This is a genomic window from Shimia sp. (assembly GCF_049116215.1).
Classification (GTDB): Bacteria; Pseudomonadota; Alphaproteobacteria; order Rhodobacterales; family Rhodobacteraceae; genus Shimia.
The window spans coordinates 484,691-505,042 of the sequence record NZ_JAGDZB010000002.1; the positions used below are offsets into that span (position 1 = coordinate 484,691).

21 protein-coding genes are annotated in these 20,352 nt (G+C 58.7%); 7 read left to right on the top strand and 14 right to left on the bottom strand.

The features are described from left to right. Positions 1-129: 129 nt before the first annotated feature. The 5 genes from JXR15_RS08000 to JXR15_RS08020 form a co-directional block, all read right to left on the bottom strand. The gene (locus JXR15_RS08000; RefSeq protein ID WP_422052702.1) at positions 130-624 is read right to left on the bottom strand and encodes a DUF6497 family protein; all 495 of its coding nucleotides are present in this window, start codon (positions 622-624) and stop codon (positions 130-132) included. Next, the gene (locus JXR15_RS08005) at positions 621-974 is read right to left on the bottom strand and encodes a hypothetical protein (protein ID WP_422052703.1); all 354 of its coding nucleotides are present in this window, start codon (positions 972-974) and stop codon (positions 621-623) included. The genes JXR15_RS08000 and JXR15_RS08005 overlap by 4 nt, the downstream gene beginning before the upstream one ends. Beyond that, entirely contained in the window at positions 971-1,441 is a 471-nt protein-coding gene (locus tag JXR15_RS08010) for a methyltransferase family protein (protein ID WP_422052704.1), read from the bottom strand. Before JXR15_RS08010 ends, JXR15_RS08005 begins: the two co-directional genes overlap by 4 nt. A gap of 87 nt (positions 1,442-1,528) precedes the next feature. Beyond that, positions 1,529-1,954 (bottom strand): hypothetical protein, encoded by a 426-nt coding sequence (locus tag JXR15_RS08015; protein WP_422052705.1) that lies wholly within the window; start codon positions 1,952-1,954, stop codon positions 1,529-1,531. A 49-nt stretch (positions 1,955-2,003) separates the two neighbouring features. After that, complete coding sequence (locus JXR15_RS08020; RefSeq protein WP_422052706.1) at positions 2,004-3,536, bottom strand: acyl-CoA carboxylase subunit beta; 1,533 nt, start codon at positions 3,534-3,536, stop codon at positions 2,004-2,006. A gap of 218 nt (positions 3,537-3,754) precedes the next feature. On the opposite strand from JXR15_RS08020, the gene JXR15_RS08025 reads away from it, so the two are divergent. From JXR15_RS08025 to JXR15_RS08035, 3 genes are all read left to right on the top strand, one after another. Beyond that, positions 3,755-4,969, top strand: coding sequence for a multidrug effflux MFS transporter (locus JXR15_RS08025; protein ID WP_422052707.1), 1,215 nt, complete (start codon positions 3,755-3,757; stop codon positions 4,967-4,969). Positions 4,970-5,165: 196 nt separating this feature from the next. Then, a complete protein-coding gene (locus JXR15_RS08030; protein WP_422052708.1) occupies positions 5,166-6,566 on the top strand; it encodes a helix-turn-helix domain-containing protein in 1,401 nt (466 codons plus the stop codon). Further along, entirely contained in the window at positions 6,556-7,380 is an 825-nt protein-coding gene (locus tag JXR15_RS08035; RefSeq protein WP_422052709.1) for an alpha/beta hydrolase, read from the top strand. The genes JXR15_RS08030 and JXR15_RS08035 overlap by 11 nt, the downstream gene beginning before the upstream one ends. Here the strand turns inward: JXR15_RS08035 and JXR15_RS08040 are convergent. The 3 genes from JXR15_RS08040 to betB all read right to left on the bottom strand — a co-directional run bounded on the left by JXR15_RS08040 (position 7,362) and on the right by betB (position 10,836). After that, on the bottom strand, positions 7,362-7,601 hold the full coding sequence (locus tag JXR15_RS08040) for a YdcH family protein (protein ID WP_422052710.1): 240 nt from the start codon (positions 7,599-7,601) through the stop codon (positions 7,362-7,364). The two genes, JXR15_RS08035 and JXR15_RS08040, sit on opposite strands and share 19 nt — an antisense overlap. Positions 7,602-7,694: 93 nt before the next feature. Continuing rightward, the gene (gene betA / locus JXR15_RS08045; protein WP_422052711.1) at positions 7,695-9,350 is read right to left on the bottom strand and encodes a choline dehydrogenase; all 1,656 of its coding nucleotides are present in this window, start codon (positions 9,348-9,350) and stop codon (positions 7,695-7,697) included. Between the two features lie 34 nt (positions 9,351-9,384). Next, on the bottom strand, positions 9,385-10,836 hold the full coding sequence (gene betB / locus JXR15_RS08050; RefSeq protein WP_422052712.1) for a betaine-aldehyde dehydrogenase: 1,452 nt from the start codon (positions 10,834-10,836) through the stop codon (positions 9,385-9,387). 157 nt (positions 10,837-10,993) lie between these two features. On the opposite strand from betB, the gene betI reads away from it, so the two are divergent. Beyond that, entirely contained in the window at positions 10,994-11,578 is a 585-nt protein-coding gene (betI, locus tag JXR15_RS08055; RefSeq protein WP_422052713.1) for a choline-responsive transcriptional repressor BetI, read from the top strand. 5 nt (positions 11,579-11,583) lie between these two features. Here the strand turns inward: betI and JXR15_RS08060 are convergent, their stop codons facing one another. The 6 genes from JXR15_RS08060 to JXR15_RS08085 form a co-directional block, all read right to left on the bottom strand. Beyond that, the gene (locus tag JXR15_RS08060) at positions 11,584-12,240 is read right to left on the bottom strand and encodes a hypothetical protein (protein ID WP_422052714.1); all 657 of its coding nucleotides are present in this window, start codon (positions 12,238-12,240) and stop codon (positions 11,584-11,586) included. 71 nt (positions 12,241-12,311) lie between these two features. Then, positions 12,312-13,820 carry a choline-sulfatase gene (gene betC, locus JXR15_RS08065; protein WP_422052715.1) on the bottom strand — a complete coding sequence of 503 codons (1,509 nt, stop codon included), beginning with the start codon at positions 13,818-13,820 and terminating at the stop codon, positions 12,312-12,314. 73 nt (positions 13,821-13,893) lie between these two features. Next, positions 13,894-14,979, bottom strand: a complete 1,086-nt coding sequence (locus JXR15_RS08070; protein WP_422052716.1) for a DUF1036 domain-containing protein — start codon at positions 14,977-14,979, stop codon at positions 13,894-13,896. Positions 14,980-15,036: 57 nt separating this feature from the next. Continuing rightward, on the bottom strand, positions 15,037-15,942 hold the full coding sequence (locus JXR15_RS08075; protein ID WP_422052717.1) for a DMT family transporter: 906 nt from the start codon (positions 15,940-15,942) through the stop codon (positions 15,037-15,039). A gap of 71 nt (positions 15,943-16,013) precedes the next feature. Further along, entirely contained in the window at positions 16,014-16,958 is a 945-nt protein-coding gene (locus JXR15_RS08080; protein ID WP_422052718.1) for a pirin family protein, read from the bottom strand. A gap of 165 nt (positions 16,959-17,123) precedes the next feature. Beyond that, entirely contained in the window at positions 17,124-17,768 is a 645-nt protein-coding gene (locus JXR15_RS08085; RefSeq protein ID WP_422052719.1) for a LysE/ArgO family amino acid transporter, read from the bottom strand. An 82-nt stretch (positions 17,769-17,850) separates the two neighbouring features. Here JXR15_RS08085 and JXR15_RS08090 point away from each other — a divergent pair, with 82 nt between their 5' ends. The 3 genes from JXR15_RS08090 (at position 17,851) to JXR15_RS08100 (ending at position 20,351) form a co-directional block, all read left to right on the top strand. Next, positions 17,851-18,225, top strand: a complete 375-nt coding sequence (locus JXR15_RS08090) for a hypothetical protein (protein WP_422052720.1) — start codon at positions 17,851-17,853, stop codon at positions 18,223-18,225. Then, positions 18,222-19,127 carry a LysR family transcriptional regulator ArgP gene (locus tag JXR15_RS08095; RefSeq protein WP_422052721.1) on the top strand — a complete coding sequence of 302 codons (906 nt, stop codon included), beginning with the start codon at positions 18,222-18,224 and terminating at the stop codon, positions 19,125-19,127. Before JXR15_RS08090 ends, JXR15_RS08095 begins: the two co-directional genes overlap by 4 nt. A 159-nt stretch (positions 19,128-19,286) precedes the next feature. Then, positions 19,287-20,351 carry an acyltransferase family protein gene (locus tag JXR15_RS08100; protein WP_422052722.1) on the top strand — a complete coding sequence of 355 codons (1,065 nt, stop codon included), beginning with the start codon at positions 19,287-19,289 and terminating at the stop codon, positions 20,349-20,351. Position 20,352 lies beyond the last annotated feature (1 nt).

Here is a 20,352-nt window from a genome sequence, read left to right on the forward strand (position 1 = left end):
GACACGGGCGGAGATTACGCAAATGCTCTGCAAAAAGATACAGATACGAGGCCAAGCTCATCCGCTGTGACCGCAAAGTCGCAATGTCATGCGCATTGGCCTGAGTGTTAACAATATCTAGTGGTGTCATCAAAAGCCCTCCCAGATACAGGTGCCGTCCTGCACGCTGAATGCTTCAAAAAACTGCGTGGCCAGCTGTGTGGCCTCGCCAAATGTGGTCTCTCTGTCCGCCATGGAAATGATCACCTGATCGACTGTTTCATCCTGTATGGCGAGATACGGCACCGCGACGCCAATGCACAGGTGAAAGAAGTCTTGCTCGATCTCCGCGAACTCCACGCCCTGCCGGATCAGCGGCATGACATAGCGAAACCGCGCCACGCGGCTCTCGTCCACGCGGGTTTCGTACAGAATTTCCTGAAGATGGAGATCGTTGCCTGAGGGCACGACCGGGGTCTCCTCCAAAACCCCGGCCGTGGCCGCGCCCAAGAGGGCCCCTCCAAACGCGGCGGATATCGTAACTTGAGTCGCACGCTTGCACAGTTCTTTTCTAAAAGCTGCAAAAAATGTGCGAGACGCGAAAGTTTTTTGCGCCAAGGCCTTACGTGACGTCATAAATTTCATACTGACGCCACCCGATGTTGCGCAAACTGCCGCCACCGCGCCCGCCGCTCGGGACAGTCCAAAATCTCGGCAATGATGGCCTGCGCATGGGATTTCGCCACGGCTCCTTCCACCGCGCCGCCGGCTTTCACGTAAAGCCGCCCAGCCTCGCGCCGCACCTCAACGGTGGGCGCAAAACCGCGCAGATCCTGCAACGCCCGCCACATATCCTGCCGCACCTGTTGCGCCGTGCGCAGCAAACCCGCATCCGGCAGCGACGTCTCCGCCACCACGTCCCAGCGCACCGGCAAGCGGCGGCTCATGGTCAGTGCATCACCCTCGCGTTGGATATGCCAGCGGCTCCGGCTCATAGCCACCTCCGGGTTTGCGCAAGAAACGCCTGATAGTCCTGCCCAAACAGATCCGTCAGATAGGCCTCTTCCCGCAACACAACGCCATAGTGCAGCAGCACAAGCACCGCGACCGCGCCAAGCACCGCCCAATCCAGCGAAAACGTCAACGCCAGCCCCAATTGCAACAGCACCATACCAAGGTACATCGGGTTGCGTGTGAAACGATACGGTCCAGTACCCACCAACTTCAAAGTAGGCTGCTTGGGATCGACATTTGTCCCCGCCTCTTGAAAGGCCCGCGTGCCGGACATCGCCAGCCATCCGGCGCCTCCCAGCAACGCAACGCCTGGCACCACAAGAAGCAAACGACCCGCTTCAGGCAACACCGCCAACGGCACCAGCCACTCCAACGCAATCGCCGCCACAGGGGCGATCACCGAAACGACGGGCGGGTACACCGCAATATTCGGGCCAGCGCGGGTCATGTGGCCCAGCGTCCGCTGGGAACTCCGCCGCACCGTACCAGGACTGCCACACCTGCGGCAGCCCCAATAGCAACGTGATATGTCGCTTTAACCAGCAAAGAACCGGAACCCTTTGCACTTGTCAGAGGAAAAGCCAGACTGAACCTTGCCACCCGCCTTGGTCCAATCCTGGATCAAGATGACACGATTGTATTTTCGGCCCGCAAACTGCCCAGCCACCTTGGCTTGCGTCGCTTTGCACATCGCCAGCATTTGTTTTTTGACCGTGGCCCGCTTGGCCGGCACCGGTCCGGTCATCGTTGCGCCAACCATCGGCTGCGCCCGCGTGTGTTTTTGCGAACTCGCATAATCATCCCGCGTTTTAGTTGTCGTGATCGCGCCTTCTTCGATCTTAACAACGCAAGCCTGTGTGCCGTTGCCCAGATCAAGCGACTGGACACCACGACAGCTCTGCGCCTGCGCCGCCAAGGGCAACGCAAGCAAAACGCAAGAGGCTAAGGTAAGGGTACGCATATTCAATTCTTCCTTGTGGTGGATTGGTAGTGAAACCACCTATAGGTCATCACAGCGGAATGTTGTCGTGCTTTTTCCACGGGTTCTCGAGCTTCTTGTTGCGCAGGCTCGCAAAGGCCCGGCTCACCCGTTTACGGGTGGATTTTGGCTGGATCACCTCATCAATAAAGCCACGTTCGGCCGCCACAAATGGCGTTGCAAACCGCTCCTCATAGTCCTGCGCATGGGCCGCAATTTTTTCCGCATCCCCAAGGTCCGCCCGGTGAATAATCTCAGTCGCACCTTTGGCCCCCATCACCGCGATCTCCGCTGTGGGCCAGGCGTAGTTGAAATCACCACGCAGGTGCTTGGATGCCATCACGTCATAGGCGCCGCCATAAGCTTTCCGCGTGATCACGGTCACTTTTGGCACCGTGGCTTCGCCATAAGCAAACAGCAGTTTTGCGCCATGTTTGATCACGCCGCCGTATTCCTGCGAGGTGCCCGGCAAGAAGCCCGGCACGTCGACCAGCGTCAGAATTGGAATTTCAAAACAGTCACAAAAGCGCACAAACCGTGCCGCTTTGCGAGAGCTGTCGATATCAAGACACCCCGCCAGCACCATCGGTTGGTTCGCAACCACACCCACGGTCTGGCCTTCCAAACGGATAAAGCCGGTCAGGATATTCTTGGCGTAGTCTTCCTGAATTTCGTAGAAATCGCCCTCATCCGCCACTTTGGCGATCAGCTCTTTCATATCGTATGGGGTGTTGGCGTTTTCCGGCACCAATGTGTCCAGAGAGGTCTCAACCCGCCCCGGCTCATCAAAGAACGGACGCACCGGCGGTTTCTCGCGGTTGTTGAGCGGTAGGAAATCCACCAGACGGCGCACTTCGGTCAGCGCTTCAACGTCATTCTCAAACGCGCCATCGGCCACCGAGGACTTCTTGGTGTGGGTCGACGCCCCGCCTAGCTCCTCAGCGGTCACAACCTCATTGGTCACGGTTTTCACAACATCCGGACCGGTCACAAACATATAAGAGGTGTCTTTCACCATAAAGATGAAGTCAGTCATCGCTGGTGAATACACCGCGCCACCGGCACATGGGCCCATGATCACCGAAATCTGCGGCACCACGCCGGAGGCCATAATGTTGCGCTGGAACACCTCGGCATAGCCCGCCAGCGAGTCGACGCCTTCCTGAATACGCGCGCCACCAGAGTCATTCAGACCGATGATTGGGGCACCGTTTTGAATCGCCATGTCTTGAATCTTGCAAATCTTCTGCGCGTGGGTTTCCGACAGCGAGCCGCCAAACACGGTGAAGTCCTGGGAAAACACATAGACCATACGGCCATTAATTGTGCCCCAACCGGTGATCACACCATCACCCGCCGGTTTCTGCTCTTCCATGCCAAACTCGGTGCAGCGGTGAGTCTTGAACATGTCAAACTCTTCAAAGCTGCCTTCGTCCAGCAGCAGTTCGATCCGCTCACGCGCGGTCAGCTTGCCTTTGGCGTGTTGGCTATCGATGCGGCGCTGTCCACCACCCAAGCGGGCAACTTCACGGCGCTCTTCCAACTGTTGCAGAATGTCTTTCATGGCGGGGCCCTCATTCGTCGGTTTGGGCAGGTACAAAACACACTGCCCCCAAAAGCTTTGCGAGAGAGCATACGCATATTGCTGCACCCGCAAAAGAATTTTCCCGCAAATTTGCAAACCCCAGAAAATCAATGTGGTGCGAATTGCAAATGTGCAAATACTTCACAATTGAAATTCATCCATGGACATTTGCACACCGCGCTCCTACCTCTTAGCGCATGAGCAGCTTAGCCCGTGGTCAATTTCTCGACCGAACCACACCGCCAAACATCTTCACATTGATCCTGCTGGCCGGGGTCTCTGCGTTGTGCATGAACATCTTCTTGCCCAGCCTGCCCTCGATGACCGAGTATTTCGACACCGACTATGGCGTGATGCAACTCTCCATTGCGGTCTACCTGGGTGTCAACGCAGTGCTGCAAATTGTGGTTGGCCCGATCAGCGATAAACTGGGACGTCGTCCGGTGATCCTCGCGGGACTTCTGATTTTCCTTCTCGCCACGCTTGGCTGCATTTACGCCCCAAACGCCGCCATCTTCCTAACTTTCCGCATGCTGCAAGCCGCTGTGGTTGTCGCCATGGTGCTGTCCCGCGCCGTGGTGCGCGACATGGTCTCCGCGGACGAGGCCGCCTCGATGATTGGCTACGTCACCATGGGTATGACCGTGGTGCCAATGCTTGGCCCTGCCCTGGGCGGCCTGCTGGACAGCGCCTTTGGCTGGCAGGCCAGTTTCTGGCTGCTGTTTGCCACCGGCGTTGCCATCTTCTGGCTGACCTACCGCGATCTGGGTGAAACCAAATCCAGCAGCGGCCTGACACTTGGTCAGCAATTCCGCGAATACCCCGAGCTTCTGACCAGCCCGCGGTTCTGGGGCTACTCCTTGGCCAATTGTTTTACCTCCGGTGCCTTCTTTGCCTATCTCGGCGGTGCGCCCTTTGTGGCCACCGAACTCTTCGGCATGAGCGCAGCTCAAATGGGCATCTATTTCGGCGCGCCTGCTGTCGGTTACTTCATCGGCAACTTCCTTTCTGGCCGCTACTCCGCCCGCGTCGGCATCAACCGCATGGTCACCATGGGCTGTACCATCTGTGGGCTTGGGGTTGCCGCCTCCCTATCACTCTTCGCCATGGGCTTTGGCTCCGCCGAAATCTTCTTTGGCTTTATGACCTTTGTTGGCATCGGCAACGGCCTCGCCATCCCCAACGCCACCGCTGGCGCCTTGTCCGTACGCCCCCACCTCGCAGGGACCGCTTCCGGCCTGTCGGGCGCCATCATGATTGGCGGCGGCGCAGCGCTATCTGCCCTCGCAGGCGCCCTGCTCACACCGGAAACTGGGGCCTTCCCACTGCTGTGGCTGATGCTTGCCACGTCTGTTCTTGGCGTGACATCGATCGTTATGGTGGTGCGTCGCGAGAAGTACATCGGCGTCTGATCTAATGTCGCGCAGTTAACACTTGCGCGACACCAAACCCCACCTCCGCAAAACAGCCGCAATACAGACAATATACCGACGTGAAAATTGCCGGCATTTTGCCCGGTTAACGACCAAACGCCGCAGCCCATTTTGCCCTCTGGCGCCCGCGACTTTGCAAAGCTATCTTTGCAGCTATGCAATCGGGAGGAGTCGCATGCCCACGCAGAAGCTCTACGCAGGCGCCAAATTACGCGAAATCCGCACACGGCTCACGCTGACGCAGAAGGATTTTGCCCAAAAACTTGGGGTCTCCCTGCCCTATTTGAACCAGATGGAGAACAACAACCGCCCGGTGTCCACCACGGTTGTTTTGGCTCTGGCACAAGAATTTGGCTTAGATGTCACAGAGTTAAGCACAGGAGACAGCGAGCGTCTGGTCTCTGACATGCGCGAAGCCCTGGCCGATCCGGTCCTTGCTGAAACCTCTGCCCCACTGGCAGATCTCCGCCTCACCGCCTCCAACGCACCTGCCTTGGCCCGTGCCTTTCTGGAACTGCACCGCGCCTACCGCCAAACCCACGAACGCCTCGCCTCGCTGGACGAGGCTTTGGGTCGCCAGGATGTGCAAATGCAGGCCAGCCCCTGGGACGAGGTCAGGGACTTTTTTCACTACTGTGACAACTACATAGACGCCGTCGACCACGCCGCCGAACGCTTCGCCCAAGGCGCTGTTGAGCACGGCGGAATCCGCGCCGCAGCCCTCGCAACTCTCAAGGAGTCCGGGATCACCGTCGCCTTCACCGACATCGATCAGCTGCGCCACTACGATGCCGAACACCAACGCCTGCAAATCTCCCGCTACGCCCAGCCAGAAACTCAAACATTTCAACTCCTTCTGCAGGTTGCCTTGCTGCAAAATGGGAAGCTTTTGGAGGCCACATTGGACTTCGCTCGCTTCCAATCAGACGCGGCCCGCTCCATCGCAAAAATCGGCCTCGCCAACTACTACGCCGGCGCGGCGCTCATGCCATACGGCACTTTCCTGCAAACCGCCCGCGAAACCCGCCACGACTTGGAACTGCTCTCCAACCGTTTTGGCGCCTCCATCGAGCAAGTCGCACACCGGCTCTCAACCCTACAACGCCCTGGAAACAAAGGGATTCCCTTCTTCTTTGTGCGCGTTGATCAGGCTGGAACAATCACCAAACGCCACTCCGCCACACGCCTGCAATTTGCCCGTTTCGGCGGTGCCTGCCCGCTCTGGAACGTACACCGTGCGTTTGAAACACCGGGCCGCTTCCTGCGCCAATTGGCCGAAACCCCGGACGGCGTCCGCTACATCTCCTTGGCCCGCGACGTCTCCAAATCCGGCGGCCACTTTGGCGCCCCCGTGCGCCGCTACGCCATCGCTTTGGGTTGCGAAATCCGCCACGCCGACGCACTGGTTTACGCGGACCACATGGAACTCGACAACCCGCAGGCCTTTGAACCAATTGGCATTTCCTGCCGAATCTGTGAACGCACCCACTGCCATCAGCGCTCCGTGCCGCCGCTGGAACGCCGCCTGACCATCAATGAAAACGCCCGTGGCGTGTTGCCCTACGATGTGGGTTAGACTGGCGCAATTCCTGTTCCGGCTCGGCGCCTTTAGCGTGGTCTTTGCCTTTGTGCTGATCGCCGCCGCGCCGCTGCTGGAGCGGTTGATGATCTACCCGCTGGACGACACCCGCGTCTCCCCCGCCGACGCCAACCTCCCAGCCGTGACCGAAGAGGTTGCCCATCACGACGGCCAAGAGCTGATCGTCTGGACCGCGCCACCCGCGCCCGGCAAGCCGGTGATCTTCTATCTGCATGGAAACGCAGGAAATCTCGCCAACCGTGCGTCGCGGTTCGACCTGCTGCTTCAACGCGGCTACGGCCTCGTCGCCCCCGCCTATCGCGGTTATTCCGGCAGCACAGGCACCCCGCAAGAGGCCGCAATCGTCCACGACACAGTGGCAATCTACGACAGCATTGTGCACCCCTTACAGGCCCCTGTGGTAATCTACGGCGAGAGTATCGGCGCCGCCGTTACCTTGGGCGCTCTGGAGGCGGGCATCACACCCGACGCTATCCTACTGGAAGCGCCCTACACCTCGCTTAAGGCCATGGCCGCGCACCACTACCCTGGCAACGGCGGCTTCACAAAACACCTGTCAAATCAATGGGACAGCCTGTCTCGCGCCGAGGCCGTCATCCTGCCGCTTCTGATCCTGCATGGCACCGAAGACGCGCTCATTCCTATAGACATGGGGCGACAGATTTTCGCTGCCGCCCCAACCAATCAGAAAGAATTTGTCGAAGCCCCCGGCGCAGGTCACACCGGCCTGTGGCGCACCGACACCTGGCCAAAACTGACCAGATTCATCAATCAGTTTGCTTTGAGATAAGCGTAGATCTCATCTTTCAGCGCCCCGCGACGCTTGCGCAGATCCACTTCCGCCAGTTCCTCACGCGGTGCCACATTGGTCTCGGCCGCATGCACCTTGCGGTTCAGTTCGTGATAGTCTGCCGCCAGCTTTGAGAAATGCTTATCGCTGACCTTCAGCTCATGCATTTTCTCAACAAATTCAGGGAATTCTGCGGCCAGCTCGTGTGGGGTGTTCGCCATGTTTACGCTCCTGCTTTTAAGGTCGCACACACCCTACGTCAGCCACATGCCTCCCCACTTTGACGCGGATCAAGTCACATTCAAAAACACGCATCAGCGCTGTGTATTTTCCCAATCGGTCGCAAACCACGGTTCCGCATTAGACGACGCCAGCCGCCGCCCCAAAATGTGATCGGACGCCTTCTCGCCGGTCATGATCGACGGCCCATTGAGGTTGCCATTGGTGATGCGCGGGAAAATCGAACTGTCCGCTACGCGCAAACCATCAACCCCAATCACACGGCACTCGCTATCCACAACGGCATTGGGATCATTCACGCTGCCCATCTTACAGGTGCCACAGGGATGATAGGCGCTCTCCGCGTGCTCGCGAATGAAGCTGTCGATCTCGTCATCGGTCTGCAAATCCGCCCCGGGCTGGATCTCACTTTTCACAAACGGCTGCATTGCCTCTTGCGCAAAAATCTCCCGTGTCAGGCGGATACAGGCGCGGAAGTCTTCCCAGTCCTGCTCTGTCGACATGTAATTGAAGAAAATGTTGGGCGCGGCCTGCGGATCGGCTGATTGCAGGGTCACCTCGCCGCGCGAGGGTGACCGCATCGGCCCCACATGCGCCTGAAAACCATGCCCTTCGGCTGCCGCTTGTCCGTCATAACGCACGGCAATCGGTAGGAAATGATACTGAATATCGGGGTAGGAAATCCCCTCGCGAGAGCGAATAAACCCAGCAGTTTCAAACTGGTTAGAGGCACCAAGCCCGGTTTTGGTGAACAGCCACTGCGCTCCTATCAGGCCTTTGCCAAGCAAGTTCCAGTATTTGTAGAGTGTGATCGGCTGCTTACTGGCCATCTGCATATAGACCTCAAGGTGGTCCTGCAGGTTCTGCCCTACACCCGCACGATCCGCGACCACCTCAATGCCATGCTCCGCCAGATGTGCGCCCGGCCCAATGCCGGACAACATCAGCAACTTCGGCGAATTCAGAGAGCTGGCGGCGAGGATCACCTCAGCATTGGCACGGATCACTTGAACCTGCCCGCCTCGCTCGATTTCCACGCCGACAGCGCGGCCGTTTTCCATGATAACTTTACGCGCGAGCCCGCGCACAAGGTCACAATTGTCGCGCTTCAATGCGGGCTTCAGATAAGCATTTGCCGCCGACCAACGCTGACCTTTGTAGACAGTCATATCCATTGGGCCAAAGCCCTCTTGCTGCTGTCCGTTGTAATCATCGGTTACCGGATAGCCTGCCTGCCGCCCCGCCTCGACAAAGGCGCCATGGAGCGGGTTGTTGCGCGGGCCACGACTGATGTGAAGCGGTCCATCAGAGCCACGCCATTCCGCATCACCGCCCTGCCCGCTTTCGTGCCAGTTCTCCATACGTTTGAAATACGGCAGCACATCCGCATAAGACCAACCCTCAGCGCCGCTCTCGGCCCAATGGTCATAATCTCCCGCGTGCCCGCGCACATAGACCATGCCATTGATCGAGCTGGACCCGCCAATCACCTTGCCACGCGGACACACCAACGTCCGCCCACCCAAATGTGGCTCCGGCAAAGTCTTGTAGCCCCAGTCATACAGGCTCATATTCATCGGATAACTCAGCGCCGCCGGCATCTGAATAAACGGTCCCGCATCAGAGCCGCCGTGCTCAATCACCAGCACGGATTTACCAGCCTCGCTCAGCCGGTACGCCATCGCGCACCCAGCGGAGCCCGCGCCAACAATCACATAATCTGCCTGCATCTTGTTCTTCCTGACAGAGCCGCCAAAAGGAGGGTTAGTAAGGCGCTTCCACGTCGCCCATGCGCACATAGACCGACTTCACCTGACTGTAGTGGTTGATCGCTTCTTTGGAGTTTTCACGCCCCACACCAGAGTTTTTCACCCCGCCAAACGGTGCCTCTACCGGCGCATCATTGTAGGAGTTGATGAAACAACTACCCGCTTCCAGCTGGCCAATCACACGGTGCCCACGAGACAAATCGGACGTAAACACGCCAGCCGACAAGCCATATTCGGTGTCATTGGCCCGCGCGATCACTTCTTCTTCGGTGTCAAAATCCAACACCGACATCACGGGGCCAAAAATCTCTTCCCGCGCGATGGTCATGTCATCGGTCACATCGGCAAAGACCGTTGGCTCCAGAAAGAACCCCTCGCGGTCCATGCGCTTGCCACCGCAAACCAGTCGCGCGCCTTCCTCTTGGCCTTTGGCCATATATCCCAGCACGATGTCCATCTGGCGCTCAGACACCATCGGCCCAAAGCTGGTTGCCTCATCCAGTGGATCCCCAATCACCGCTGTGGCCAAACGTTCCGCCAGACGGGCCAGGAACTTCTCCTTGATGCCCTTCTGCACAAACACCCGGGTGCCGTTGGAACACACCTGACCGGAACTGTAGAAGTTGCCCAAAATGGCCCCGCCCACAGCGTTTTCGACATCCGCATCGTCAAAAATGATCAGCGGGGATTTCCCGCCCAACTCCATGGTCACATGTTTCATGTGGCTGGCCGCCGCCGCGTAGACTTTCTTGCCGGTCGGGACCGACCCAGTCAGGCTCACTTTGTCCACACGCGGGTCATTGACCAGCGCCGCACCGACGTCGCCCAAGCCTTGGATCACGTTGTAGACACCCGCAGGCACACCGGCCTCATGCAGGATTTCGGCCACTTTCAAGGCGCACATCGGTGTCGTTTCTGATGGCTTGAACACCATCGCATTGCCGCATGCCAGCGCTGGGGCCCCTTTCCAGCAGGCGATCTGGGTCGGATAGTTCCACGCCCCGATGCCCACACAGACACCCAGTGGCTCGCGCACGGTGTAGACCCAGTCCTCGCCCAGCGGGATATGCTCTCCCGTCAGGCTACCCGCCAAGCCGCCAAAATACTCCAATGCATCCGCGCCAGAAGTCGCATCCACCGCGATGGTCTCCTGATAGGGCTTACCGGTGTCATAGGTCTCCAACACCGAAAGCTCATGATTGCGTTCCATGATCATCGCCGCCGCCCGGCTCATGATGCGACCACGTTCGCGCCCCGTCATCGCCGCCCAGACTTTCTGCCCTACTTTCGCACTCTCCAGCGCCTGATCGATGATCGCCGGCGTCGCCGCATGCACTTTGCCGATCACCTCACCGGTCGCCGGATAGACGATCTCAATCGGCGCGCCGGATGTGTCCTCCACATAGGCCCCGTTAATGAAGTGGCTGGCCGTTGGTTGCAGCTGCATCGCGCGTTCCTTCTCTGTGTCGGCCACGCTCAAAGGGCCGCGGATTCTCAATCTGGCGACCAAACTAACATCACGCGCCTATTTTTTAAATGACCATTTAAAAATTTTATTGATACAACAACATTGCCCCTCCCTGCGATCTCGCTAAAGTGGCGCCATGGGCCGTACACGTATCCGCGATATCCGACATGAAGAGTTGATCAACGCCACCATCACGGCGGTTCACAAACGAGGCTATGCCGTTGTCACTATGGCAGAAATCGCCGCTGAAGCCGGCGCCTCCGCAGCCTCAATCAACTACTATTTTGGCTCCAAGGAAAAGCTGATGGAGGCGACCATGCGCCGCCTGCTGACCTTGCTCAAACAAGCGATGTTGGAACGCTATGCCACTGCCAAAACCCCGCACGAACGGCTGATGGCGGTGATAGACGCCAACTTTTCAGACCGGCTCTTCACCAACGAACAATGCTCGATCTGGATGCAATTTTGGGCCAACGCGCCCTATGCGGAAAGCCTGCAACGCCTGCACCGCATCAACCGTGCGCGCGTCACCGCGCACTTCCGCGCCGAGTTGCGCGCACTTGTCTCTGACGATCGACGCGAAACGCTGCGCGAAGCGTTGCAATGCTATATGGACGGCGTGTGGCTTGAAGCAGCACAATCCGACGCGCCCCTCAACCCGGCCCAGGCACGTAAAGAGGCCCGCGAAGTGGCGGACCTCATGTTGAAAACTGAAAGCTGATCCCGTTAAGGTCGCACGTATTTGAAAAGCGTGCCGTCGCCTCCAGCCAACTGCATGATCATCTTATCCGCGGTGACGGCTTCAATAATCATGCAGGGCGGTTCGCTCCAAGGATCAATATGCGCAACCATCACCGGCCCTTGCCCGTTGGATTTCTCACAGCTGTCCGCCAATTGCATGGTATACTCTGAAGAAAAATCGCTATTCACATACTCGGTGACATGGGTACCGGACACATAGGAAGTATACGCCGGGTCCGCAGCAAACACCCATTGCCCCTGCAAATTCGCCCGTATCTCAGCGAAAGGATCCAGCGCTGGGTCATGCCGCACGGACAGCACTGCCACCTCGGCGGACATATCACCCATGTTCACCACATCCGCGCGGATCCACACCGGATCATTCACATTCAATGAGCCAATGGCCTCCAGCACATAACCGGGTGTCGGATCGCCCCAGTTCATCCAATAGCCAAAGCCGTTGCTGGACAGCTGACAATACGGCACTTCTTCCTCAAAAATGCATTCCTGCACCAACGCCATACCTTCAAACGGCTCGCCAAAGGTGCCGCTCTCAATGCCGGTGTCTACAAGCATCTGCGCCGCCGCCGCTGTGCCCAAAAGTCCTGCGGCACTGACCAAAATCAATGTTTTCAATGTCATATCTCTATCCCCTTAGACATCGCGCAGCCTAAGCGGAGAAGCCTTAACAATCTACTCCCACGTGTGGCGATCTACTCCCCACGCGGAAAGCGCTGGTTTTCCTCCACCACATTCAGATCCATGTGGTTGCGCATATAGCGTTCAGAAGCCTTTTGCAGCGGCTGGTAATCCCACGGGAAATACCCGCCCTCGCGCAACGCCTCGTAGACTACCCAGCGCCGTGCCTGACTTTCCCGCACCGCCGCGTCAAACGCCGCCAAATCCCAGCGTGCCTCGGACTTGGCCCGCAAGCTTTGCACCGTCCCCTGATGCGCGGGTTCCTCCGCCAGATTGGTCAACTCATGCGGATCGGCCTCCAAATCAAACAACTGATCCGGGTCCAGCGCACAGCGGTTGTACTTCCACTTGCCATAGCGCAGCGACACCATCGGCGCATAAGACGCCTCCGCCGCATATTCCATCGCCACCGGCGTGTCGCGCTCTCCACCTTGCCCCAGATGCACAAGGCTCTCGCCGGTGGTCCAGGGCATGACTTCCTCCATGCTCACGCCTGCCAATTCGCACAGCGTTGGACACACATCGATGTTGCTCACCGGTGTAGTCACCAAACCGGGTTCCATATTCGGAGCCGCCACCATCATCGGCACGCGGCTGGAGCCCTCATAGAAGCTCATCTTGAACCATAACCCGCGCTCACCCAGCATATCGCCATGGTCACTCACAAACAGGATAACGGCCTCTTGCCGCGTGGATTCCAGCGCCTCCATCACCTCGCCGATCTTGTCATCCAGATAGCTGATGTTGGCAAAATAGGCGCGGCGGGAGCGGCGAATGTCCTCTTCGGTGATGTCAAAGCTGCGCCAGTCATTGGCGTCAAAAATGCGTTTGGAATGCGCATCCTGCTCTTCATACGGAATGGCCCCCACCTCCGGCAGCAGGTGCTCACACTCCTCATACAAATCCCAGTACTTCTTGCGCGCCACATAGGGATCATGCGGGTGGGTGAAACTCACGGTCAGACACCAAGGCCGGTCATCATTGCCGCGCCCCAAGTCATAGACCTTGCGCGTGGCGTGATAGGCCACCTCGTCATCATACTCCATCTGGTTGGAAATCTCGGCCACGCCTGCACCGGTCACGCTGCCCATATTGTGATACCACCACTCAATGCGCTCGCCCGGTTTGCGGTAATCCGGCGTCCAACCAAAATCCGGCGGGTAGATGTCCGTTGTTAGCCGCTCCTCAAAGCCATGCAACTGATCTGGCCCAACAAAATGCATCTTGCCGGACAAGCAAGTCTGATACCCCGCCCGCCGCAGATGGTGCGCGTAAGTTGGAATGGAGGAGGCAAACTCCGCCGCATTGTCATAAACCCCTGTCCCACTGGGCAACTGCCCCGACATAAACGCCGCCCGCCCCGGCGCACACAACGGGCTGGCGGTATAGGCGTTTTGAAACCGCGTCGACCGCGCGGCCAACTTTTTCAGGTTCGGCGCGTGCAGCCAGTCTGCAGGCCCGTCCGGGAATAACGTCCCGTTAAGCTGATCCACCATAAAAATCAGGATGTTGGGACGGGACATGCATAAGCTCCTTGGACGGTTTTCCACACCCTAGGAACACCACCCAGAAAAGCTCAAGACGTTTCGCGACAAATCATCGCCGATAAACGAAGGGCTCCGGATTACCGAAATAAAAGAGCACCATCTCCTCATCGGTGACGCTGTCGATCATATAGCAGTAAGGCTCGCGATCCTCCGGGTTGGTCTGCAACAACACCGGCCCGCCCGGCCCCGCATCACAGCCCGCAGCGATTTGAAGAAAGTATGTCGCCATTTGCTCGCCACCGTAAATGTCTGTCCACTCGGCTCCCTCGATCATGATTTGCGAATTCCGGTCTCCCTGATCCACCCACATCCCCATCATCGCTTCACGGATGTGCTGATAGGGATCAAGCTCCGGAAAATAACTCACCTCGCGGATCACCGTATCCACGGTAATGTCACCATAGCTGATCATGTCCCCGCCAAAAGCCACCGGCGTGCCCACCGGCAAATACTCCAATGCATCCAGCAAGGCATCCTCTGTACCGTTGCCGTAGTTCACGTAGTACTTCCAGCCTTCCGCATGAAAACTGCAAAACGCGTCCTCATACTCATAGGCGCAGCCCTGAAAAATCCCGACCTGCGAAAACGGCTCCCCAAAAAAACCGGAGTTCTCCATCGGCATATAGAGCGGCAAAATTCGCTGTGCTTCGAACTCCGTCGTGTACACAATCTCAGCAGGCGGCGTTGTGGTCGCACCACCTGCGCCCCCCGTCTCCAACGCCGTGAAAATCCCGGCCTTGATATTCAACCGATAGTCTTTGGCTGTCTTGCCGGTGTCGATCTTGGCAAACATGGACTTTTCGTACCCACGCGCCGCGCAATCCTCGTCCCCGACAATCGAGAAACCAGAGAGCTCGGTGCAAAAACTATACTGCTCCGCCGGATCAAACTCATAGCCGCGCGCGGTGGCAAAAACGTAGTAAAACCGCCGCTTCAGATCACCTGTGACCGGCGTTTCGCACTCGCCCGGATCAAGGTTCCACCACCCGCGGGATCGATAAGCATCGCCATCTTTGTACGCCACCGCCACACTTTGCGAGAACCCAGCCTCGTTGCAAATCTCCAGCCCCGCCCACGCGGCCACCGGCAGCGTCACCGCCGCCGCAATCCCGACCATCCAGAAAGTTGATTTCATAGTGTCCCCCTCCCGATTTCCCTCAGGATAGGCGCACTTAGGGCGCTGAGGCAAACCTCAGAGTTTGGTCTGCCCCACCAGCGGCGTGATCTGACGTCGTTTCAACATCGCCTCACGCCAGGTGATAAAGCTGATCGCACCAATGATGATCAGTGCGCCGACCAGCACCCAGACATCCGGCTGCTCGCCAAATCCAATCCAGCCAAGCAATACCGCCCAGACCATCTGCAAAAAGCTCACCGGCTGCGTCACCGTCACCGGCGCGGCCTTGAACGCCAAGGTCATCGTGTAGTGCCCAGCGGTGGCAAAACAGGCCACGCCAAACAAGATCACCAACTCCTCCAACGTCGGAGTGACCCACACCGAAAGCGCCAAGGGCGCCAAACCAATGGTCACCGTCACGGACAACATCCCCACAACTACCGTGGGGCTCACCTCTTCGCTCAACCGTTTGGCAATGAGATATCCACCAGCAAAGCCCAGCGCCGTGAACAGCATGGCAAAATGCCCCGGGCTCAACTCACGAAAGCCCGGGCGCAAAATGATCGTCACACCAATCAGCGCCACAACCACCGCCGCAATCCGCCGAAACGCCAGCTTTTCGCCCAGAAACAACGCCGCGCCAATGGTCACGTAAACTGGTGACAGATAGTTCATCGCCGTAACCTCGGCGATGGGGATGCGCGCCATGGCAAAGAACCACGCCACCACCGCGCCGGTGTGCAAGACACCGCGCAGGCTGAACAGGCCAACTTGCCGCTTGGTGAGCTTGGCCTCCAGAATGGGCTTGATCATCGGGATCAGGAACACAATGCCCAGCGCATACCGCAAAAACGCTGTTTCTGACGCAGGCAGCCGCGTGCCTACCATTTTCACAAGCGCGGTCACCGCCACAAAGCACAAGCCCGTGACCAGCATCCAAAACACGCCCATCACAGGGGAACTGGCACTTTCATCCGTCATGCCGCCACATAGCCATGACCTGGCGGCAGTGTCGAGGTAGGAAACCTGTTAAGCAAAATTTTGTCGCGGCGTCACAGCATCCTGTCCGGCAAAGGAATAAACTCCTCATCGTCCCCCGGCGGCAATTGAAACCGCCCATGCGCCCAATCCCCCGCCGCCCAATCGGCTTTGGCGGCTTGGATCTTCTCCTTGCTGGAGCTGACAAAGTTCCACGAAATATAGCGCGGCCCATTCATGGTCTCCCCACCCAGCGCCATCAACCGTGCACCCTGCGGTCCTGCCGTCACTGTGATCGCATCTCCGGGCCGAAACACCACCATACGCCCCGGCTCAAACACATCGCCAGCAATCTCCACGGCACCATCCACCACATACAATCCGCGATCTTCATGGTTGTCCGGCATTGGCAGCTTTGCCCCGGCCTGCAAGGCTACATCCGCATAAAACGTCTCTGACATCATGTTCACCGGCGCGCGCTCCCCCCAGGCGTCCCCAAGGATCAACCGCACCTCTTTGCCTTCGCCTTCCAAAAACGGAAGCGCGTCTTTGCCGTGATGTTCAAACGCCGCCGGATCATCCTCACGCGCCTCTGGCAAGGCAATCCAGGTCTGAATGCCAAACAGCGAACTCGGCGCCTTGCGCGTCGCCTCCGATGTGCGCTCCGAATGGGTCACGCCATTGCCCGCCACCATCCAGTTCACTTCACCAGGATAAATCATCTGATGCGTGCCCAGACTGTCGCGATGCTCAAACTCACCGCGATACAGGTAGGTCACCGTCCCCAACCCGATATGCGGATGGGGTCGCACATCAATGCCTTGCCCGGTCAAAAACTCTGCCGGTCCCGCCTGATCGAAGAAGATAAACGGCCCCACCATCTGCCGCTTGGGTGCAGGTAAGGCCCGCCGCACCGAAAAGCCGCCCAGGTCGCGTGAGCGTGGCACAATGACCGTCTCAATCGCCTCCAGAGCGGTGGCATCTGGCAATGTTGGCTCTAAGGCTGGGTTCCAACTCATAGCGTTCTCCTGACTTGCTATCCGCAGGATATGGCCATTTCCTTTCCGCACAAAACCCAAGAAACCTCACATCTCATGTGCGCAACCTCACACAACACCTCAGCCTTCTCCGCCCCCAAATATCCCTGGGGAGTCGGCGCTTGCGCCGGCGGGGGCAGCGCCCCCTCACATGCCCCAGATCAGTTTCGCGGCAATCGCCCACATGGTTACACCGACCAACACATCCAAAATCTGCCAGGAGCGTGGATTGACAAAGAAAGGTCGCAACAGTTTGGCGCCAAACCCCAGAGAGAAGAAAAACACAAAACTTGCGGTCACCGCACCAGCCCCAAAGGCCCAGCCCGGCGCATATTGCGCGGAAATCCCGCCCAACAGCACAACCGTGTCCAGATACACATGCGGGTTGGCCCAGGTCAGCAACACACAAGTCATCACCGCCGCGCCCAAACTGCCTGCCGTGCGCCCTTTGTCTTGCAGAGCATCTCCGCCAGCAGCCGCCGCCTTAAAGTTCATAGCACCATAGACAAACAGGAACGCCGCACCGCCATAGCGTACCCAGTCAATCATGGTGGGATTGGCCGCAATCAATGCGCCAAACCCCGCCACGCCGAGCGTGATCAGGATGGCATCACTCACCGCGCAGGTCAGCACCAGTGGCAGCACAAATTCGCCCCGCAAGCCTTGGCGCAGCACAAAGGCGTTTTGCGCACCAATGGCCATAATGAGCGAAAACCCCAACGCAAACCCGGCCAATGCCGGTCCCAAAATACCTGTCTCGCCCATATCGTCTTGCCCCCAGCGGTTATCCATTGCACTTTTGTGTTGGGGTTTGACTACGGCCCACCCGTGAATTACTCAAATTAAAACATCTGAGACCACATTAGGACAGCTTATGTCGCTTCCGAGCTACAAAACCCTGCCGCCCGCCAAAGGGGAAGACAACGTAGACTACTGCCGCCGTCTGGAGGCCGCAGGTCACGACGCTCTGTTTTTGCGAAATGCGCTGGCCTTTCATTTCCAACTGCCGCAAGACGATATCAAGCACTGTCTGGACCAATTCCCGGAAGCGCGCCTACGACACGTCGAATTGCTGACCAAACTGCACCCCACCCGCTCCGCCTATGCGCTCGCGGACAAGCTGGCGGTGAACCTTGGCATGTCACTTAATGAGGCCAAGGACTGGGCACTCGCCCATGACAGTTCGATGCTAAGCCCGCACCAATACCGGATCAGCCCCACGCATGGCACCGCAGCCAAGCTACAATGAAACTCGACTACGCCCATCTCGCTGCCCTTGCGGCGATCCTGCGCACCGGCAGTTTTGATGGGGCCGCACAGGAACTGGGCATCACCCAATCCGCCATCTCGCAACGCCTAAAAACGCTGGAAGAGCGCGTCGGTATGCCTTTGGTGTTGCGCGGCACCCCGTGTGAAGGCACCGAAACCGGCCGCCGCCTCGCTGCCCATCTCGATCAAGTGGGCATGCTCGAAGGCGCGCTCTCCCGCGATCTGGCAAAGCTCTCCCCGCGCACCGCCCGCCTGCGCATCGCCGTCACTGCCGACAGCCTTGCCACATGGTTCCTCAAAGCCGCCGCACAGGTGCCCGACCTGCTGTTTGATCTGGTGGTCGACGATCAGGATTTCTCCGCCGACTGGCTCCGGCGTGGCGAAGTGGTCGCCGCAGTGACCGCGCATGAAGCCCCGATTGCTGGCTGCGACAGCACGCCGCTTGGCCCCATGCACTATGTGCCGTCCGCCAGCCCGGCCTATATGACCAAACACTTCCCCAACGGAGTCACCGCAGAGGCCGTCGCCACCGCTCCGATCCTAATTTTTGATGCCAAAGACCGCCTGCAAGAAACATGGATGACGCAAAACCTGGGCGTCACGCCTTCGCCGCCAAGCCATCGCCTTCCGTCCTCCTCCGGTTTTGTCGAGGCCTGTCTGCTGGGCCTAGGCTGGGGCATGAACCCGGAACCCCTGGTGCGGCCTCATCTGGAGACCGGCACCTTGGTGCCGCTCATCCCTAACACGACTTTCGACACGCCGCTTTTTTGGCAATCCAGCCGCCTCTTGGCCCCCGCCCTCGCTCCACTCACCAAAGCCGTGCGCCAAGTTGCGCGCCAAAACCTGGCGCCGCACACTTCGGCCAATTTGCCAAAATATTGACCAACTCTGGCCGCGCTCTCTCCCGGAACCGCAGCTACACCAAGCAAAGCAAGACACCACAGGACGATCCAGCTAAACTAGACACAACCGCCCACAAAGGGCGCAGATGAGGCATAGATCATGCCAGCCACAACGTCACAAATGCCTCAAGCGGCAAGCATGCGCGCAGAAATCGACACGCTGCGCGCCATCGTCTGCCTCATCCTTGTCTTGCACCACATGGTTGGCATTTCCCCCGCCTACGGCCTAGAACTGCCCCTGAACCATCCCATCAGCATCCTCAGCCACACCACTGAGGACATGCGCATGCCGATCTTCAGCTTTGTCTCCGGCATGGTCTTTGCCCGCGCCACCGGCCTCTGGCCCGACGCCCGCACCACCATCCGCAAAAAAGCCCGCCGCCTGCTGCTGCCCATGCTCTCGGTTGGCACGCTGTTCTGGCTCGCCCGCCATATGGCTGGCACCACCCAGCCGCCGCTTCCGCTGACCTTTGTCACCAGCTTTGCGCATTTCTGGTTCCTACAAGCCAGCTTCCTGATCATGACCGCCGCCGTACTGCTCACTTGCCTCGCGGGTGGCCGCTGGCACCGTCACATTGCAGCCGCGCTTGGCCTGCTGGGCACTGCCTGGTGGGGCCTTGGCCTAATCACACTGCCCGCCACAAACTGGTTCTCAATCACCAACGCCACCTTCCTGCTGCCGTTTTTCATGTCCGGCTACCTGACCACACAAACACCCAGCCTCCGCCAAACCCTGCGCAACGCATCTTGGGCCCGTCCAATTGGCGCGCTGCTGCTCGCGGCTGGCCTTTTCATCGGGTTCCGCCTCGCCACACAGGACCTGATCCTCACCGGCACGCCACGCCGCCTTCTGGCAATCGCGCTGGGATTTTCCGCCTGTTTTGGCCTGCTGATGTTGCGCCCCCATCAGGCCCGCCTGGCAGACATCGGCACCAAAGCCTACGCCATCTACCTGTTCCACGTCTTCTTCACCGCTGCCGTCACGTTGCTCTGGTGGCAGCTGGACACGCCCGGAAACCTCTTGTCGGTCACCACATTGGGCGTGGTTCTCGGCATGGCAGGCCCCATTCTGCTGCAACGCCTGATTCTGCGCAGCCCCTTTGCCGCACAAACTTTCCTCGGCCTGCCCGCCAACAAGGTCCGCGACGTGTTGCGCAAAGAAAAAGAGCGCGCCCCGTCCAGAGCGCACCCTTCAAATCCTTAAC

What these genes read in the sequence shown, in the direction of transcription:
- JXR15_RS08000 (WP_422052702.1), bottom strand. Translation starts at nt 624, where the DNA reads ATGAAATTTATGACGTCACGTAAGGCCTTGGCGCAAAAAACTTTCGCG.
- JXR15_RS08005 (WP_422052703.1), bottom strand. Translation starts at nt 974, where the DNA reads ATGAGCCGGAGCCGCTGGCATATCCAACGCGAGGGTGATGCACTGACC.
- JXR15_RS08010 (WP_422052704.1), bottom strand. Translation starts at nt 1,441, where the DNA reads ATGACCCGCGCTGGCCCGAATATTGCGGTGTACCCGCCCGTCGTTTCG.
- JXR15_RS08015 (WP_422052705.1), bottom strand. Translation starts at nt 1,954, where the DNA reads ATGCGTACCCTTACCTTAGCCTCTTGCGTTTTGCTTGCGTTGCCCTTG.
- JXR15_RS08020 (WP_422052706.1), bottom strand. Translation starts at nt 3,536, where the DNA reads ATGAAAGACATTCTGCAACAGTTGGAAGAGCGCCGTGAAGTTGCCCGC.
- JXR15_RS08025 (WP_422052707.1), top strand. Translation starts at nt 3,755, where the DNA reads ATGAGCAGCTTAGCCCGTGGTCAATTTCTCGACCGAACCACACCGCCA.
- JXR15_RS08030 (WP_422052708.1), top strand. Translation starts at nt 5,166, where the DNA reads ATGCCCACGCAGAAGCTCTACGCAGGCGCCAAATTACGCGAAATCCGC.
- JXR15_RS08035 (WP_422052709.1), top strand. Translation starts at nt 6,556, where the DNA reads ATGTGGGTTAGACTGGCGCAATTCCTGTTCCGGCTCGGCGCCTTTAGC.
- JXR15_RS08040 (WP_422052710.1), bottom strand. Translation starts at nt 7,601, where the DNA reads ATGGCGAACACCCCACACGAGCTGGCCGCAGAATTCCCTGAATTTGTT.
- betA (WP_422052711.1), bottom strand. Translation starts at nt 9,350, where the DNA reads ATGCAGGCAGATTATGTGATTGTTGGCGCGGGCTCCGCTGGGTGCGCG.
- betB (WP_422052712.1), bottom strand. Translation starts at nt 10,836, where the DNA reads ATGCAGCTGCAACCAACGGCCAGCCACTTCATTAACGGGGCCTATGTG.
- betI (WP_422052713.1), top strand. Translation starts at nt 10,994, where the DNA reads ATGGGCCGTACACGTATCCGCGATATCCGACATGAAGAGTTGATCAAC.
- JXR15_RS08060 (WP_422052714.1), bottom strand. Translation starts at nt 12,240, where the DNA reads ATGACATTGAAAACATTGATTTTGGTCAGTGCCGCAGGACTTTTGGGC.
- betC (WP_422052715.1), bottom strand. Translation starts at nt 13,820, where the DNA reads ATGTCCCGTCCCAACATCCTGATTTTTATGGTGGATCAGCTTAACGGG.
- JXR15_RS08070 (WP_422052716.1), bottom strand. Translation starts at nt 14,979, where the DNA reads ATGAAATCAACTTTCTGGATGGTCGGGATTGCGGCGGCGGTGACGCTG.
- JXR15_RS08075 (WP_422052717.1), bottom strand. Translation starts at nt 15,942, where the DNA reads ATGACGGATGAAAGTGCCAGTTCCCCTGTGATGGGCGTGTTTTGGATG.
- JXR15_RS08080 (WP_422052718.1), bottom strand. Translation starts at nt 16,958, where the DNA reads ATGAGTTGGAACCCAGCCTTAGAGCCAACATTGCCAGATGCCACCGCT.
- JXR15_RS08085 (WP_422052719.1), bottom strand. Translation starts at nt 17,768, where the DNA reads ATGGATAACCGCTGGGGGCAAGACGATATGGGCGAGACAGGTATTTTG.
- JXR15_RS08090 (WP_422052720.1), top strand. Translation starts at nt 17,851, where the DNA reads ATGTCGCTTCCGAGCTACAAAACCCTGCCGCCCGCCAAAGGGGAAGAC.
- JXR15_RS08095 (WP_422052721.1), top strand. Translation starts at nt 18,222, where the DNA reads ATGAAACTCGACTACGCCCATCTCGCTGCCCTTGCGGCGATCCTGCGC.
- JXR15_RS08100 (WP_422052722.1), top strand. Translation starts at nt 19,287, where the DNA reads ATGCGCGCAGAAATCGACACGCTGCGCGCCATCGTCTGCCTCATCCTT.